Origin of the sequence: Legionella genomosp. 1 (assembly GCF_900640215.1) — a bacterium.
GTDB classification, from domain to species: Bacteria; Pseudomonadota; Gammaproteobacteria; order Legionellales; family Legionellaceae; genus Legionella_C; species Legionella_C quinlivanii_A.
On record NZ_CAAAJH010000017.1, the window covers coordinates 1 to 14,983 of the forward strand.

Here is a 14,983-nt window from a genome sequence, read left to right on the forward strand (position 1 = left end):
GTAGGTTGGGCCCTTGGCCTGAGGGATCGACTCGTTTTAAAAAAACTGGACTTGCATCCCATAACGTGATCTCATTGATTCCGACGAAAGACTCAAAGAGGAAATGTGATGCAAGCAAGCGCTATTTTACATGAATTGTTGTCATCATCAATTCATAAAACACGTTTAAAAAGCCTAATTTCTATAGTCAATGCAGTAATAATGAGTAAGACACTTCAATTAAGTAAATTAGGTAGAAGTTTGAATGGTAAAGCGAAGGAGCGCTCAGGCATACGATTAATAGACAGGTTTTTAAGTAATAAATTTTATCAAAGTAAATCTATCTTAATATATCAACACATAAGCAGTCGTGTCCTTAAAAATAATAAAAGCCCTGATATGGTTGTTGATTGGTCAAGTATTCCAAACAGTCAATATCATTGTAAGGGTAAAGAACATTGCATACTTCGTGCAGTACTTCCGACGACAGGACGTGGTATTACTCTGTATGAGGAAGTTCATCCGAAGGCAAAAGAAAATAACCCTAAAATACATCGCGATTTTCTAAAAAATCTAAAATCAGTATTGCCTTCAGGGACTCAACCTTGCCTTATTACTGATGCCGGGTTTAAAAATCCATGGTTTAAAGCGGTATTAGACATGGGTTGGGATTATGTAGGCCGTGTACGAGGGAGCACTCAATATGACCAAGGAAATGGATTTCACCCTATTAAAACGTTATTTCAGAAGGCTACCAACAAAGCACGCTATTTAGGATTTTGGGCTATCGCGAAAACCAATGCGTTATTTCATCATGTGGTTCTATACAAAGGAATATCTAAAGGACGTCATAAAACGACCAAAACAAAAAAACGGGATCAAAGCAAAGATTCTAAGAAGCATCGTGCTGGATGGAAAGAACCTTGGCTTCTGGTCACTTCATTAGCAGAGGCTAGAGAGAATCCTGATATCGTACGTATTAAATATAAACGAAGAATGACTATTGAAGAAAATTTTAGGGACACCAAGTCGACTAAATTTGGTTTAAGTTTCGATAAAAACATCACTATAAAACCAGAGCGTTACGTCGTTTGGTTCATGCTTGGTGCTTTAGCCAGCCTCGTCGCTTGGCTCACTGGTTCCACCGCAGAACGGTTAAACTTGCATTATGATTTTCAAGCAAACTCTTATAAACACCGGCGTGTCTTGTCTTTCTTTTATCTTGGATGCCAGATTATTAGGAAAAAAATAAACTTTGATATTGATTGGGCATTAATTTTAAAGGAGCAATAAACATGCTCCTTATTAAAATGAGTCGATCCCTCAGGCCCTTGGCCCATAGCCGTCAGGCTAAGAAGTAATGATATCCCCTCTCCCCCGCGCGCAGCGTGGGGGAGAGGGTAGGGTGAGGGTTAAAAAATTTATCACGTTAGTGATTCCATTTTGTTGTGGTAATAAAACATCGCCACAGAAATATGATTAATGAATCGCAACGCGACCTTGTTTATAGCCCCTCACCCTAACCCTCACTGCCATTAAGTTAAAGGACTTCTGTCATTCCCGCGAAAGGCGGGAATCTATTTCCTCAATCGGCATTGTGGCTAGCTCATAGATGGATCCCCGCCTTTCGCGGGGATGACAGTTTAATATACAATTGAGCTTAACTTAATGGCAGTGATCCTAACCCTCTCCCCCGCTGCGCGCGGTGGAGAGGGGATCTGATATTCTTAACCTGACCGCTATGGGCCAAGGGCCCAACCTATACGTATTGCAGAGCTCTTAACCTAATGGCAGTGGTTCCTGGCCTCAATAAAGCCAGAGAAGGCCAGGAATTTGTCGGAAATATTAGAGCATTGAATGAAACACACTAACCCGGACGCATGCCTACTTTAATCGGAGCCATTATTTTTTCCATGGATTCATTCTTGGACAAAGCGTCTCGAATCACTCTAAAATTGATATGCCCCGGTTGACTGAATACATTAATAATTTCCTGAGTATTGTTACTATGATTCCTTTCCTTGGAATTATTTATTCTATCTTTTATATGAATAATAGCCGCAGCAATTTCTTTATCATCTGAACAATCAAGATCCTCCATTATATTGCGTATTTCCAGAATGATGTCAGGGATCTTCCCATCTTGTCCTTTCATTAGATCATCATCATGCAATACCGCGTTAACAGCGAAAATGTTTTCTTCTCGCTCGCTGGCAGGAATCTTAATAATATTGCTTCTAACTTTTAACTTATTGGGTAGAGCAGTGGCTACAGCCGGACGGGTAATTTCAATTTGCTCAAGGCTGTTAATGCCTTCTTCAATCTCCTCTAAGTCCCGTGAAAGGTCTGGTAAGTCAACGAATTCTTCTCTTGCTACAATTTGTTCCAGGTTGTTAATTCCCTCTTCTATTTCGGCTAAATCCCGAGAGAGATCTGACAGGTCAACTAATGCTTCTTCGCTTAATTTCTCAGGCGGCTCCATGTCTTTACAAATTTGGGCAATATCTGAAAATCTGGAAGACACTTTGTGGGTATCGATTTTCAAAAATCTGTCCTCAGGCTTTCTGATTTCATCATTATAGTCTTCAAATTCCTTAATAATCTGATCGATGACAAGAGGATTCTGATTAATGTATTGCCTGAATTCAGGAATAGCGATTAGTGTATTTTTTAATAAAGCGGTTCTTTCAATTTTATGTGCAACAAGTTCTTTTCTTAAGCTTTCGGAAGTAATGGTTGCTTTTGCTATTCCAGTGTAATTATCGTCATCAATAAGAATGCGTTTCAGAAAGCTATAGTATTTCTGTGAAATAAACTCTTTATTATGAACTAATTTATCAACATCCAGTAATCGGGGGGGATATATATGGACAAAGCTATCCGGACTTGCATTTTGTAATCTTGGGAAATTAATTATATCATCAGCAGTAATAATGAATTGATTCTGGGCAGAAAAGCCTTTTTTCCGGGCTATAACAGGATAGGTACTTTCGCCATGATCTATTTTAACTGAAATTATTTCATCTTCCTTATTGCGTCCAAACCCGAAATTTTCTGCGTTTAAATCATTTTCTTCTTCGCAATAAGCGGCAACTAAAATTTGCGGAAACCTGAGTTTGATAAACTCCTCTGCACTTATCCCTGTCTTGTTATTTTGTCTATAAAAACTGTGAAAAGAGAGGTATTTAGGTATAAGTTTTGAAATCACCCCAATGGTGACATTTGACTCATCATGAACTCCCCTCACTTTTGCAGCCTGCTCTCCGAGCAACATGCGATAACAGAGGCCATTAAAAGCCTCTATTTCACTCAATCCGGGACCGAGGCCTGCTTTTTTGTATACATAGGAACGATCAGGATGTGCGTTATCCTCTTTTCGCTTCACAAGAGATGCTTCAGAAGTAGATTCTTCTATCTGATCCGATTCCTGTTTCTTTGTGAATAAATTTCCACTCTTGCTTTTGTAAGGCCTCTTTTCATGTGTCATTTTATTCGCACTATCAGCTCTCCATATCTAATTATATTAGCTAATGTTCCCGGGAAAGGATCATACACTCCAGGTCACTGAATAATCGCAATCCAGACGCGGTTCATGGACAACCTCATTCCGTTTGTCAGAGCAGGTGAATAAACTGCTGTGTACCTGCCAGCTTGAGACCGCTGCGCAATTTTTTTGCCAGACCATTTCAATTGAATCTCCCTCAGAACCAGACGCAGGGCGTTTTATTGCTTCAAGTGCAGGTTTAAAAACCAGGCTGGCATAGGCGTGGGTATTATTTTGCCATTGCCCTTTAGCTGTCCATTGGCTTTCCTTCTTCGTTTCACTGATCCTATCCGGTAGTAAGGCCTCGCGGCTTCCCGGCGAAAAATAGGCGGTGACCCTTGAGCCCTCGTACAGGGAGGCGTCAAAGCCTTCTCCTTTGGGTAGTAATGGAGGACGTCCAGGAGAATTGATGCACTGTAATTCTTCATCTGAAACGTATTGTTTACTGCCTCCCAGAGTACCTACCAGATGCTGATGAACCACCCAGGGCTCATCATCCTGATGAGCGCGGACATGGAGTTCACTGCAACTGTAATTATGAGAGTCAGCGGTTAGAATGGTCGCGATGCGATGGTTTCGGCAAAGCTGTATTAATCGCTGCCACTCCTGCCAGTGCGCACGATAATCCTCTGCTGGATCCTTGCCCATTACCAGCGGTAGCGGCGAGATAAGCACTTTATTACTGGCTTTGGAGTTGGCGAGCGACTGTTCCAGCCATTGCCATTGCTCTTCACCTAACAACCAGGCATCAGCATTATTTGTACTGTTGGTATAGCGGTTATGCAGAAAGAAAAACTCGCTTTGGCCGACGCGCTTCTTATAATACGGGCCTGCTCTGCCAATGGGCCCGTCGGGATTATTGTCATCGCGAGGCTGAGATAAAAAGCCTGGCATAAGCAGCATTTCATGGAAAGCTTTCTCCATATTTTCTCTTCGGCGATATTCGCTTGGAGTTACAGGAGGTTTGGCCTTATTTTGCCCGGTATCATGATCATCGGCTACCGCGTAAACACCATAGGCGAGGTGCGCAAGACCATTGCCAGCCGGTTTGCCAAAATCACTGGCCAGATGCTGCCGAAACGCTTTCAATGAGTCGACCCCCACTTCAAAAACGCTTCTTCCTCGACGAAACAGATTACGCCAGGAGAAGAAAAACTCACCATTAAACAGGTCTCCGAGATGAATCATCATTTGATAGGGTTGTGACTCAATCTCATCTTCTGCACTGGCTTCAAAATTACCTTCATCCGCAATATGCTGATACAGCAACTGAGTATGCGACGCATTGTCGAGATCAAAACAGCGGCCTAGTGCCCCGAATTGCTCGTGCCGCTCCTGATCGCCGCCCACGGCGATTTTGACAGGCTGGGGATCTTGCCGGGCCGGTGGTGTTCTGATGACAATTTCCCGGCGAGCCGCCGTTCCTGCGGTGCCATTAATCGCCAGAGGGGTTCCTTTATATAAAAGCTCATATCGATAGTTGGTTTTACAGGTCAGCTCATCAAGGTGAAAATGGAGAAATTTTCCTTTTTTCCTGTCCAGGGAAATACTATCGGCATTATGAGCGGAGAATACTTTCTCTGATTCTTCGGAGAAGGGATTAGTGGGAGTCAGTCGAATTTGAAAATCATCGCAAGGGTATTTTTTGTTCAGACGAATTGCAATGCTGCAGGAGACACGATCATCCTCAATTGCCGGTTCCTCTGGGCCCAGGTCTATATACTCCAGTTCGCCAAATAAAAGATTTTTTATCTGCGGTACTCGCGGTTCTCCCATATCAGTCACACTTCAGGTTAAATAATATCTGAGAGAGATTATATTCCTGGTTGAAGTGGTTTCAATACATTAAGATTAATGGCGAGTGAGTTAATTTATTTGATAATTATTTTATTGCCCCCCTGCAGTTTGCCCTCCTGCAAGGCATGCGCCGCTTCGGTCAGCAGATTGACCGTGTTAAGATGAATTTTTGGATTAAAAAAGACTACTCCAATTGTTGCTGTGGTTCGCACTCGCCCCACACGAGTCAGATGCTGCTCGCTGGCAATATTTTTGCGGATGCGGTTGGCAACCGCGAGTACATCCGGTTGTTCTTCACAGGGAAGCACAATAACAAACTCCTTGCCGCCCCAATACCCAATCGAGTCTTCGCAGCCGCATGAGTTAATCAACGTCTGGGTAATTGCCTTCAATAAATCATTGCCAGCTTCATGCCCGTATTCCGTGACAAAGGCCTGCAGACTATCCACCGATAGCTGAATAATCCCAAATTCACTTTTATTGAATTTGCTTAATTTCCTTTGGTATTCGATTACCTGGGTTATACCTGTTTTATTCCAAAGACGTGTAAGGGGATCCAGTAGTTCTTTTCTTTTTTCTGCGTTTAATTCATGAAGTTTTTTTTCTGGCGGATGAATATGCTGGTGATTTCTTATCTCTGTATCTACTAATGAGGCAATGTCTTTAAGGATTATTTTATCGTGGGAGGAAATTTGTCTGGGACGAGTATCAATAATACATAATGCGCCAATTCGATGCTCATTGACGGTGTGAATGGGACAACCGGCATAAAAGCGAATCGACGGCGACTCGGTCACCAGAGGATTGTCTGAAAAGCGCGGATCTAATTGAGCATCATCGACCACCAGAACATCATCTTTAAGAATGGTATGTCCACAAAAAGAGATATCCCTTGGGGTACTATTGGCATCCAGGCCGATTACCGATTTAAACCACTGAGTTTCCTTGTCAATAAGGCTTATTGCGACAATAGGAACATCAAAAATTTTTTTCGTAAGCCGAGTGATTCGCTCGAAGCCCTGTTCAATAGGAGTATGGAATAAATGGCTGTCGTAAAGGGATTTTAGCCGTTCCGGTTCGTTTTCCGGCATGCCAGGCACTATCATATATCCTCCATTACTATACTTTAATTTTAGAGAACAAAGCCTGATAAAGCAAAATACACACTTAGAAAAAACTGGATTTACACCACACCCTGTGTTAGTCTCATGTGAACGAGGTCTGTTGACATTTGTTTTGACTTCGATTGCTTCGTGTTTTATTTGAAACAAATGTCAACAATCCTCGGCTTAAGTTATATTCAGTAGGCCTATTTACCATTTATGTCAGACAGGATGAGATATTCTTCACAAATGGTATTAAAATAAGTAAACTGATAATATAGCCTGAGTGGCAACAGCTTTCTCAAGCTGACCTTCCGTTTAAATAACCCCGGACATCCAATTCTTTTAACCAATACATCAAGTGAGAAGTATGAATCTTAGAGAACTCAAGCAATTGCCCATTGCCGACCTTGTCAATATCGCTCAAAAAAAGGGAGTCGAAAACGTTTCCAGCAAACGCAAACAGGATATTTTATTCGCTATTTTAAAAGCGCATGCCGGTGAGGGTGAAGATATTCTGGGCGGCGGTGTCCTTGAAGTGTTACCTGATGGTTTCGGTTTCTTGCGTTCTGAAGATGACTCTTACCTGGCGGGGCCGGACGATACCTATGTTTCCCCAAGCCAGATTCGCCGTTTTGGCCTGCGTACAGGCGATACCGTGTATGGAAAAATACGTCCGCCGAAAGATAACGAGCGTTATTTTGCCTTACTGAAAGTAGATCAGATTAACTTTGACGCTCCCGACAGCGCCAAGCGAAAAATTCTGTTTGAAAACCTTACTCCTCTGTTTGCGACCGAACGTCTTGTTATGGAGCAAGGGAATGGTAGTACTGAAGATCTCACGGCTCGTGTTGTCGACCTCTGTGCTCCTTTCGGGCGTGGCCAGCGGGGTCTTATTGTTTCTCCACCCAAAGCTGGAAAAACACTGATGTTACAGAACATCGCCCATTCAATAGCAAAAAGCTATCCAGAATGTTACCTCATTGTATTATTAATCGACGAGCGTCCTGAGGAAGTAACCGAAATGCAGCGCTCTGTTAAGGGTGAAGTGGTTGCCAGTACCTTTGACGAACCAGCTAACCGCCATGTTCAGGTTGCTGAAATGGTTATCGAGAAGGCCAAACGTCTGGTTGAGCACAAGCGCGACGTGGTTATTCTGCTGGACTCTATTACCCGTCTTGCCCGTGCGTATAACACCGTGGTTCCTTCATCAGGCAAAGTACTTACCGGAGGAGTTGATGCCAACGCGCTTCAACGTCCAAAACGTCTCTACGGTGCTGCGCGTAACATCGAAGAAGGCGGCAGCCTGACGATCATCGCCACTGCGCTGGTCGATACAGGCTCAAAGATGGATGAGGTCATTTACGAAGAGTTCAAGGGAACCGGTAATATGGAAATTCATCTTAGCCGAAGCATTGCCGAGCGCCGAACCTTCCCTGCGATTAATATCAATCGCTCTGGTACTCGTCGTGAAGATCTGCTGCTGTCTCCTGAAGATTTGCACCGTACCTGGATTCTGCGTAAAATATTACAATCAATGGATGAATGCGATGCGATTGAGTTTCTGATCGAGCGCATGAAAAACCATAAGACGAATGCGGAATTCTTTGATGCGATGAAGCGTCAGGAATAAAAATTACTCAGGATGCCTTGTGCCTGGGGCACGCTGCTAACCTGCCGTCTTTGCGAACGAAGTAAAGCAATCCAGATCGAAAGTAAGGAACTGGATTGCTTCGCTAACGCTCGCAAAGACAGTTTTTGGTGCACATAACACCGCGCAGGAATGACAAAATTTCCAACCACTACTTCCTGTTAATCGCCTGTGCAATTGCCATAATATTCTCAAGCTGCATTGCAATCTGCTTTGTATTCAACTGTTGTTTAATCTCTTCCCAGACAGTATCCGAGCGAATATATTCCAAAAGATCATATCCAGCCCAGGTGAGCCGTAATAAATGAAAGCCGTGTGGTGAACCCCCCGGTGTTTTGTGAATTTTTCCCTGCAATAGACCGGCTTCTTGCAATATTTCGAGGTGACAGGAAATTTCACTCTGCTTATCTGCATCGAAACTGTCCAGAGTCAGTAAAGCATTCGGGGCAAGTTGTTCGATTTTCAGGAGAATCTCCCGAATCATATCCCAATCTCGTTTCATCCAATTCTTCCGCCTGTTGTTTATAGTCTTGAGTATAAGCGGAATTTAATAAATATCTATAACAATAAACCCATAGCGGTTTAGTTAGCAGTTCTTCGTTCGTATTGCCAATAGGATACTGCATGATTGAGCAGCACTGTGAAAACTGCCACAACAAATGGAACGCCGAATAAATAGCGCCAGGGCATGATAAACGATAGACCCAGTATATTGTTCGCCACGTAGAAATTGATAGCAATGGCGGTGCACACCGCTAAAAGACCCGCATAAAAACCGGTAAAAAAGGCCTCGCTGCTTTTGATCCATAACAGCTGTTTTCTGCGCATCCCCAGGGTTTTTAAAAGCCAGGTTTCCTGCTTTTTGCTCCCGCTTTGGGATAACATGGCCAGAGCGGTTATAATCAGCCCTGTCAGTAAGCCAAAAAACGAGATAAGACTTATCGCCTTACCGACATTATCAAAAATGGATCGCACCCGTTCAAGAGTGGTTGCGATGTCAATTACCGTAATATTCGGGAACTGCTTTACCAGGCTCATTAAAAACTCACGATTTTCCGGAGGTAAATAAAGGCTGGTAATATAGGTTTTGGGGAAGCTGTCAAGAACTCCGGGTTTAAAGAGAATAAAAAAGTTGGGCTTAAAACTGGACCAGTTAAGACGGCGAATGCTGCTTATTTTCCCGCTTATGATTTGATCAGCTATCCTGAAACCGAGCTGGTCGCCGATCTGAACACCTAAGCGATTGGCCAGATCTTCTTCAATGGATATCCCGCTATTCCACTGGCCTGCAATCAGTCGATTCTCATCAGGAAGGGCCTCGGTCCAGGAAAGATTAAGTTCTCTCTGTAAGGCATTAATTTCCTGAGTTTTGTCTCCCAGCACCTGTTCTACAGGCTGTTCATTAATGCGAATCAGGCGGCCGCGAACCATAGGATAAATCGCGGCACTTTTGATTGCGTGCTGCTTTAAAAGCTGCTGTAAGGGTGGAATTTGCTGCGCTTCAATGTTGATGAGAAAATAATTGGCTGCATCAGCCGGTAATTGACGCTGCCAGTCAGAAAGCAATTGCGTTCTAAGCAGGAAGAGACTCAAGAGTGCGGTAAGCGCTAATCCCATACCAATAATCTGCAGCGCACTATTCCCTAAATTACGTGAAATACTGATAAAACCAAAACGCCAGTTTAAATGAATTTGTTTGGCGCTGGCTAACAGGCCAAACCCCACATAGAGAGTGAAGATTACCAGTAGAATAAAAAAGAGACAGCAAAGGACAACCACCAGGGTAACCGTCCATGAACGAGTGTAAAGATAAGCGAGGCCGGCAGAAAGAATAAATGCCAGAATATAACCCTCCAGCATACTGCCCTGTGCCTGGGTGCTTTGTCTTCGGAAGATACTGGCAGGACTCACGTTTTTTAATTTGAGTAAATGAGTAAGACTAAACGCGCCTAGAATCAGGATGCCGGTTGCAAAGCTTAGAAAGGCAGGCCTTAAGCTGAAAGGAGCCTGCATTTCTGGAGTGATTCCGCGCAGCCAGCTCACCAACAGCGGCTGCAGAGCATAGCCCAGGATTATGCCCAAAATACTGGCGAGACTGCCCAGAAAAAGAATGCTTAAAAAATACCAGATGAGAATATGCTTTTGCGACGCCCCAAAACATCGAAGAACGGCCACGTGCTGCTGGTGGCGCTGACTGAAGCGCAGGCTGGCCATACTGATGGCAACGCCTGCAAGAACCAGGCTCATTAAGGTGCCGAGGTTAAGATAAGCCAGGGTGCGGCTGGTGTTTCTTTCCACCGCCCGATTGCCCGATTTGCTGTCAAACCATTGCTGTTGCTCATTTAATTGCGGCCTGAGATACTCATATAACTGTTCCAGAAGAATTGGCTCGCCACTGATAAGCCACTGATAACGGATATTGCTGCCGGTCTGTATCACTGCGGTTTTGTCTATGTCGCTCTGATTCATCAGAATATGAGGAGAAATATTGAACCAGTCACCCACCTGACCGGGCTCCTCAAGAATAATTCCATCGACTACGAATTCAGCGGCCCCAATCTGTACTGTATCCCCTATTTGCACTGCTAAAGTGCTAAAAAGACGCCAGCCCATCCAGATATGGCCGGCTGAGGGTGCGCTATTACTGGTAAATACCTGCGAGTTATCAATGGATTTACTAATCGTCAGGTGGCCATTTAATGGATAGGGGGTCTGTATTGCTTTGACTTGAGCAAGCTGTAAATTCTCGCCATGACTGACCATTGACAGAAAGCTTTGCGCCTCGCTTTGTCTGAGACCCAATGAAGAGGCTTTGGTGAACCATTCTTTTTTCAGCACCATAGCACTGCTAAGCTGGCGATCTGCACCCAGCAACTGGGCGGCTTGACGATCTAGCTGATAATTAATCAGCTCGCCAAGATTATTTAAAGCACTGACACAGGCCATTGAAAAAAATAAGGCAAAAGCCAGAAGGCTCAACTCCCCGCTTTTCCATTCTCGTATAAAGCTTCGGAAAAATGCAGGCAGGGCTAGCATTTCAACTGTCCTTCTGCAAGCGGCCAATGCGTATGGCAGCGTGCCGCAAGAGACTCATCATGAGTTACAATCACCAGCGTACTCCGATGCGCTGAATTCAGCTCGAAAAGTAAGTCAATGATGTGCTGCCCCGTTTTTTTATCCAGATTACCAGTTGGCTCATCAGCAAACAGAATCGAAGGGGTGATTGCAAATGCCCGAGCGATAGCAATGCGCTGCTGTTCTCCCCCGGAAAGCTGGGAAGGAAAATGATGGGCGCGCCTGGCTAATCCGACCTGATCCAGCCATTGCAGAGCAACGGCCATTGCATTTTTTCGATTAGTAATTTCCAGCGGTAACATAATATTTTCGAGAGCAGAAAAATTCGGTAATAATTGAAAGGATTGAAAAATAAAGCCAATGCGTTCAGCTCTCAAACTGGCCCGACTGTCCTCGTCTAATTGGGTGATATCGGTTTCATTATAATAAACCTGCCCAGAGGTGGGTAATTCGAGGCCGGCCATGATATTTAAAAGCGATGTTTTGCCAGATCCTGACACTCCGGTGATAGCAATTGTCATCCCGGAATTGATTCGCAGGTTAATATCCCTGAGAATAAGCAATTGCTCATTTCCACTTTGAACCTGATAATTCAGGTGGTGTAAACTAATCGATTGAATAGGAGATACCATGCCAGGGAAAGTCCTCGCTCTTATATTTTCACTTTTTATGATAGCACCTTTACGAGCCGATACAGTGTTAATTTTAGGTGACAGCCTCAGTGCCGGCTATGGTATTGCCGATCAGAAAAACTGGGTGGCGCTGCTTGATCAGAAATTGCGGGAATATCCTGGTAATTGGCAAACGGTTAATCTTAGTACCAGTGGGGATACGACCAGCAACGGGCTGGCCAAGCTGCCGGCTGCATTAAAAAAATATAAACCCGAGATTGTTGTGATTGAACTGGGGGCGAATGATGGTTTGCGAGGTTTGTCTCTTGCGCAAATGAGCAAAAATCTTGAAACAATGATCAATATGTCACGGCAAAGCAATGCCCGCGTGGTGTTACTAGCGACAAAACTGCCTCCCAATTATGGGCAGCAATTCCTGACTCGCTTTGACAAGGCCTATGAGGATCTGGCGCAAAAATATCAGCTCGTTTTTGTCGCGATGTTTTTAGAAGGTGTTGCCGGTCATCGCGAATACATGCAAAATGATAATATTCATCCTAATATGGCGGCGCAGAGTAAAATTCTCGATAATGTCTGGCCGGTTATTGAACCGCTAATTAAAAGTAATAATTAGCCGTTGTGAGGTATTAATTTAAGGCATGGTTCCTGCTTAATACAAAACCATGAAACTCGGGCTTATCGACAGGTGAGCCAGAATCCTATACAAGGGGAAACACATGAAAAAAGTTGGATTAAAAGCACTGGCCTGTTTGTTGGGCGCCATGACCTCAATGTCTTATGCGAATCAGCAGTCCTGGAATAGCTGGGTGGCTGGTGTGAGGCAGGAAGCATTATCTCAGGGCATTCCGGCTTCATTGTTTGATCAGGCCTTTGCGGATATTCATGAACCCAGCAGGCAGGTTAAAAGTCTTGCTCGCTCACAACCTGAGCATCGCCTGACTTTCACTAAGTATTTAAATACTCGTGCGGATGCCTATCGTATTGCCATGGGTAAAAAGAATTATCAGCGAAATAAAGAACTGCTGGATCAGGTAGGACAAAGTTTTGGTGTCGATCCCTGTTTTATTGTCTCATTCTGGGGAATGGAAACCAGTTATGGTACTTACATGGGCGACTTCCCGGTTATCAAATCTTTAGCCACCTTAGCCTATGATTCAAATCGTCAGGACTTTTTCCGTAAGCAATTAATGCTGGCCTTGCACATTGTCAACGATGGCCATGTAAGCCTGAAGGATTTTAAAGGCGAATGGGCCGGGGCTTCGGGACAGCCGCAATTCCTGCCCTCAAGCTGGGTTGAGTACGCGGTGGATTATGATGGCGATGGCCGAAAAGATATCTGGAAAGCCAAGGCGGATGTCTTTGCCTCTATAGCCAATTACATGAAAAAAAATGGCTGGCAAACTGGTGAGCCCTGGGCTATTCATGTACGCCTGCCTGCCAATTTTGACAAAAATCTGGAAGGTAAAACGACGGTGAAGTCAGTCAGCGAATGGAATGCAATGGGCGTTCGCACCACCGACGGTAAACCGCTGCCCTATCAAAATCTCGAGGCCAGTATTGTACAGCCGAATGGTGGTCCGGTATTTCTCGCTTTCCCTAACTATAAGATGATTTTGCGCTACAATAATTCTATCTACTATGCAGGCGCTATTGGTTACATGGCTGATAAAATTTGTGGCAGAGTGAAATAACTGCCAAGCCAGGAAATGTCGCATTTGACTTGCCTTCCACGCAAGTGGAAGGTCCCTGGCGATAGCCTGGTGCTGCTACATGGTTTAAACTTCCCAGCCAGACCATTTCGCCGCTTTTACAAGGTGAATCATGGACCATTATTTAGATAAAACAGCAAGTCTTACCCCCCAGAGCCGACGTATTATTTGCGATAAAGCCACCGAATATCCGCACACCGGGCAATATGTCAAACCGATAAAACAAGGAACTTATCTTTGTCGCCGCTGTGGTTTGGCATTATTTCGCGGCTCAAGCCAGTTTCATTCCGGCTGTGGCTGGCCAAGCTTTGACGACAATATCATTCAGGCTGTTAAACAGGTTCCGGATGCAGATGGTCAGCGGACTGAAATACTTTGTGAACGTTGCGATGCCCATCTTGGACATGTGTTTACTGGCGAGCATTTCACGCATAAAAATCTGCGTCATTGCGTGAATTCGGCCTCGATTGATTTTGTGGAAAGCGATACAGTGCTTGATACAGAAGAAGCTATAGTAGCGGGTGGATGTTTCTGGGGAGTGGATCATTTTCTCAAGTTACTTCCCGGCGTGCTCAAGGTCGAGGTGGGGTATACCGGAGGTCATGCGGCAAATCCCGGTTACGAGCAGGTTTGTCATGGCAATACCGGGCATTATGAGGCTGCAAGAGTCATTTATGATCGAAATAAAATTGATTATTATTCGGTTATCAAGCGCTTTTTTGAAATTCATGATCCCACACAGCGCAGCGGGCAAGGTCCTGATATTGGGCCGCAATATCAAAGTGCTGTTTTTTATTACAATGATGAACAGCTGGAAACGGTGCAAAAGCTGATCCAATTATTACAGGCTAAAGGCCATCAGGTCGTTACAAAAGTATTGGAAGCGCAGGTTTTTTGGCCAGCAGAAGACTATCATCAGGATTATTATCAGAAGCACCACAAGGCGCCTTATTGTCATCGCCCGGTCTCGAGATTTGACTAATATTTCTGCTCGCGGTGAGGTATCCCCCTCATTTTTTCATTCAAAAAATGGTGCCATTTCCGCGTAGGCGGAAATCCATCTAGCAAACAAAGTTAGGAATTATCTTGAGAAATAGATTCCCGCCCTTCCAATTAGCCTTAAGTTTTTTCTTGACATTAAGAATGTATGATGTAGCGCCCCCTCGCCCGCGCAAGAAAAGTGATTAAAATCCAGGTGGTAAGCGCGGGAGAGGGTTGGGGAGAGGGAATAACTCCAATTATTGTTAGAACAGCTTTCAATAGTTCCTATCTATATTAAGTTTCTCGTAATGTATGTGGATTTTATTCCAGCTGAAACCGGTTTTTTACCCTCTCCCCAACCCTCTCCCGCGAGAAACATAAGTATTTTGCTCAAATTTCTTCCGCGGGCGAGGGGGCTACTTACACAATTGATCTACTGGAGTCAAGAAAAACTTAAGGCTAATTGGAAGTTCCCACCTTCGCGATAATTGTGTTATTTTTGCTGTCAACCT

The 14,983-nt window shown here is 44.2% G+C and carries 11 protein-coding genes; 5 read left to right on the forward strand and 6 right to left on the reverse strand.

Going from position 1 to position 14,983, the window contains the following annotated elements:
- The first annotated feature begins 108 nt into the window (after positions 1–108).
- Entirely contained in the window at positions 109–1,272 is a 1,164-nt protein-coding gene (locus E1O89_RS13330; RefSeq protein WP_133140577.1) for an IS4 family transposase, read from the forward strand.
- 574 nt (positions 1,273–1,846) lie between these two features.
- On the opposite strand, the gene E1O89_RS13335 is transcribed toward E1O89_RS13330, so the two are convergent.
- The 3 genes from E1O89_RS13335 to E1O89_RS13345 form a co-directional block, all read right to left on the reverse strand.
- Positions 1,847–3,187, reverse strand: coding sequence for a hypothetical protein (locus E1O89_RS13335; protein WP_133140578.1), 1,341 nt, complete (start codon positions 3,185–3,187; stop codon positions 1,847–1,849).
- Between the two features lie 339 nt (positions 3,188–3,526).
- Entirely contained in the window at positions 3,527–5,299 is a 1,773-nt protein-coding gene (locus E1O89_RS13340) for an alkaline phosphatase D family protein (protein WP_133140579.1), read from the reverse strand.
- A gap of 95 nt (positions 5,300–5,394) precedes the next feature.
- Positions 5,395–6,426, reverse strand: a complete 1,032-nt coding sequence (locus E1O89_RS13345; protein ID WP_112218758.1) for a sensor domain-containing diguanylate cyclase — start codon at positions 6,424–6,426, stop codon at positions 5,395–5,397.
- A gap of 367 nt (positions 6,427–6,793) precedes the next feature.
- Here E1O89_RS13345 and rho point away from each other — a divergent pair, with 367 nt between their 5' ends.
- The gene (gene rho, locus E1O89_RS13350; protein WP_058506960.1) at positions 6,794–8,056 is read left to right on the forward strand and encodes a transcription termination factor Rho; all 1,263 of its coding nucleotides are present in this window, start codon (positions 6,794–6,796) and stop codon (positions 8,054–8,056) included.
- Positions 8,057–8,225: 169 nt separating this feature from the next.
- Here rho and E1O89_RS13355 read toward each other — a convergent pair whose 3' ends face one another.
- The 3 genes from E1O89_RS13355 to E1O89_RS13365 form a co-directional block, all read right to left on the reverse strand.
- Entirely contained in the window at positions 8,226–8,576 is a 351-nt protein-coding gene (locus tag E1O89_RS13355) for a DUF2513 domain-containing protein (RefSeq protein WP_133140580.1), read from the reverse strand.
- Between the two features lie 80 nt (positions 8,577–8,656).
- On the reverse strand, positions 8,657–11,110 hold the full coding sequence (locus tag E1O89_RS13360) for an ABC transporter permease (RefSeq protein ID WP_133140581.1): 2,454 nt from the start codon (positions 11,108–11,110) through the stop codon (positions 8,657–8,659).
- The gene (locus tag E1O89_RS13365) at positions 11,104–11,781 is read right to left on the reverse strand and encodes an ABC transporter ATP-binding protein (RefSeq protein ID WP_133140582.1); all 678 of its coding nucleotides are present in this window, start codon (positions 11,779–11,781) and stop codon (positions 11,104–11,106) included. Before E1O89_RS13365 ends, E1O89_RS13360 begins: the two co-directional genes overlap by 7 nt.
- Between E1O89_RS13365 and E1O89_RS13370 the strand changes: the two genes are divergently transcribed.
- The 3 genes from E1O89_RS13370 to E1O89_RS13380 all read left to right on the forward strand — a co-directional run bounded on the left by E1O89_RS13370 (position 11,780) and on the right by E1O89_RS13380 (position 14,472).
- Positions 11,780–12,394, forward strand: a complete 615-nt coding sequence (locus E1O89_RS13370) for an arylesterase (protein ID WP_133140583.1) — start codon at positions 11,780–11,782, stop codon at positions 12,392–12,394. The two genes, E1O89_RS13365 and E1O89_RS13370, sit on opposite strands and share 2 nt — an antisense overlap.
- 103 nt (positions 12,395–12,497) lie before the next feature.
- Positions 12,498–13,472: a lytic transglycosylase domain-containing protein gene (locus tag E1O89_RS13375; RefSeq protein ID WP_133140584.1), complete on the forward strand. Its 975-nt coding sequence runs from the start codon at positions 12,498–12,500 to the stop codon at positions 13,470–13,472.
- A gap of 130 nt (positions 13,473–13,602) precedes the next feature.
- Entirely contained in the window at positions 13,603–14,472 is an 870-nt protein-coding gene (locus E1O89_RS13380; protein ID WP_133140585.1) for a bifunctional methionine sulfoxide reductase B/A protein, read from the forward strand.
- Positions 14,473–14,983: the final 511 nt, after the last annotated feature.

Coding starts and splice junctions, on each gene's coding strand:
- E1O89_RS13340 (WP_133140579.1), bottom strand. CDS start 5,299: ATGGGAGAACCGCGAGTACCGCAGATAAAAAATCTTTTATTTGGCGAA.
- E1O89_RS13380 (WP_133140585.1), top strand. CDS start 13,603: ATGGACCATTATTTAGATAAAACAGCAAGTCTTACCCCCCAGAGCCGA.
- rho (WP_058506960.1), top strand. CDS start 6,794: ATGAATCTTAGAGAACTCAAGCAATTGCCCATTGCCGACCTTGTCAAT.
- E1O89_RS13370 (WP_133140583.1), top strand. CDS start 11,780: ATGCCAGGGAAAGTCCTCGCTCTTATATTTTCACTTTTTATGATAGCA.
- E1O89_RS13330 (WP_133140577.1), top strand. CDS start 109: ATGCAAGCAAGCGCTATTTTACATGAATTGTTGTCATCATCAATTCAT.
- E1O89_RS13360 (WP_133140581.1), bottom strand. CDS start 11,110: ATGCTAGCCCTGCCTGCATTTTTCCGAAGCTTTATACGAGAATGGAAA.
- E1O89_RS13345 (WP_112218758.1), bottom strand. CDS start 6,426: ATGATAGTGCCTGGCATGCCGGAAAACGAACCGGAACGGCTAAAATCC.
- E1O89_RS13355 (WP_133140580.1), bottom strand. CDS start 8,576: ATGAAACGAGATTGGGATATGATTCGGGAGATTCTCCTGAAAATCGAA.
- E1O89_RS13365 (WP_133140582.1), bottom strand. CDS start 11,781: ATGGTATCTCCTATTCAATCGATTAGTTTACACCACCTGAATTATCAG.
- E1O89_RS13375 (WP_133140584.1), top strand. CDS start 12,498: ATGAAAAAAGTTGGATTAAAAGCACTGGCCTGTTTGTTGGGCGCCATG.